Source organism: Tahibacter caeni (assembly GCF_024609805.1).
Lineage (GTDB): Bacteria > Pseudomonadota > Gammaproteobacteria > Xanthomonadales > Rhodanobacteraceae > Tahibacter > Tahibacter caeni.
Genome location: NZ_JANFVR010000577.1, coordinates 1 through 1,695 on the forward strand (window position 1 = coordinate 1; position 1,695 = coordinate 1,695).

Below are 1,695 nucleotides of genomic sequence, written 5' to 3' on the forward strand. Positions count from 1 at the left end.
GCGCAGCTGCACCTGCGCGTCGGCCGCGAGCGCCTCGGCTTCGCGCAGCGCGACCTGGGCCTCGGCCGCGCCGGCGGCGTTCTGCGCCTGGCGCTGACCGGCGCGCGCTTCGGCGCTCTGCGCCTGCAGCACGTCGATCTGCATCGTCGCGAGCACCTGGCCCGCGGTCACGAAATCGCCTTCGGCCGCGAGGATCTCGGCGACGCGGCCCGGATACTTGGTCGCCACGTCGATGTCGGTGGCCTCGATGCGGCCGTTGCTGCCGACGAAACCGGGACCGGGGCCGCCGTGGCCGTAGCGCAGCCAGGCATAGCCGGCCGTGCCGGCCAGGAGCACGCCGGCGGCGAGCAGCAGCTTGTTGCGGAGCGGGATCGGAGTCATCGCGGATACCGTGCGGAAGTGTCGGAAACCTCGGCGCCGCCGCCGAGGGCGGCATACAGCGCGACCTGGCTCGCGGCCAAGGCGCGGCGTGCGCTGACCGCCTGCTGCTGCGCGCCGAGCAGATCGCGCTGCGCGTCGAGGACGTCGAGATACGCCGCGGCGCCGGCGTCGTAGCGCAGGGTCGCGAGCCGCGCGCGTTCCCCGAGCACCGCGACGCCGCGTTCGGCGATCGCGAGCTGGCGCGTCAGCGTCTCGCGCGCCGACAGCGCGTCGGCGACTTCGCGGAACGCGTTCTGCACCGCCTTCTCGTAGTAGGCGACGGCTTCGACTTCGCGCGCGGCATTCACGTCGAGATTGGCGCGGCGGCGGCCCGCGTCGAACAGCGGCAGGCTCAGCGATGGGCGGAACAGCCAGGCGCCGGTGCCGCCGTCGAACAGGCCGCCGAGTTCGTCGCTGCCGCTGCCGAACAGGCCGGTCAGGGTGATGCGCGGAAAGAACGCGGCGCGCGCGGCGGCGACGTTGGCGTGGGCCGCGCGCAGCTGGTGTTCGGCGGCGACGAGGTCCGGGCGCGCCGACAGCACGGCCGACGGCAGTCCCGGCTGCAGTGGCACGAACGCCGCCGCGGGCGCGGCCGGTTCCGTCGCCGGCAGCGGCTCGTTCGTGCCGAGCAGCTGCTGCAGCGCATGCGCCTGCGCGGCGCGCGTCTGCTGCAATTGCTCGAGCAGCGCCTGAGCCTGGATCAGCAAGGTCTCGACCTGGGTCAGTTGCAGGCGAGAGCTCGAACCCACTTCCACGCGGCGTGCGACGATGCGCAGCGACGCGTCGCGGGTCGCGACGGTCTGCGCGGTCAGCGCGATACGCTCGTCGCTTTCGCGCAGCGCGAGCCAGGCCGCCGCGACCTGCGCGATCAGCGCGACGCGCACCGCGTGCCGGGCGGCGTCGCTGGCGAGGTAGTTCTCGAGCGCGGCGCGGTCGAGACTGCCGAGGCGATCCCAGAGATCGAGCTCCCAGCTGCTCGCGGCCAGGCTCACGCTGTAGCTCTGCAGCACCGATCCGCCGGCCAGCGGCTGCACGGCGGCCGGCAGGCCCAGCCGCGTCGCGTCCGCGCTGCCGGCGAGCAGCGGCCATTGTTCCGCGCTCTGGATTCGTGCGGCCGCGCGGGCCTGCTGCACGCGCGCCGCGGCGATGCGCAGGTCGGCGTTGTGCGCGAGCGCGGTGCGGATCAGCGACTGCAGTTGCGGGTCGGTGAAATAGTCGGGCCAGGCCGGCGGCGCGTCGCCCGCGGCCGTCTGCACCGCGGCGTCGGCGGGCCAG

Annotated in this window: 1 protein-coding gene and 1 pseudogene; both read right to left on the reverse strand. The window is 74.5% G+C overall.

What is annotated here, in order from left to right:
* Nucleotides 1-381: pseudogene (locus NON22_RS23930) on the reverse strand (hemolysin D); the annotation flags it as partial.
* A partial coding sequence (locus NON22_RS23935) for an efflux transporter outer membrane subunit (protein WP_257389493.1) occupies nucleotides 378-1,695 on the reverse strand: 1,318 nt, incomplete at its 5' end. The gene NON22_RS23935 and the pseudogene NON22_RS23930, both read right to left, overlap by 4 nt.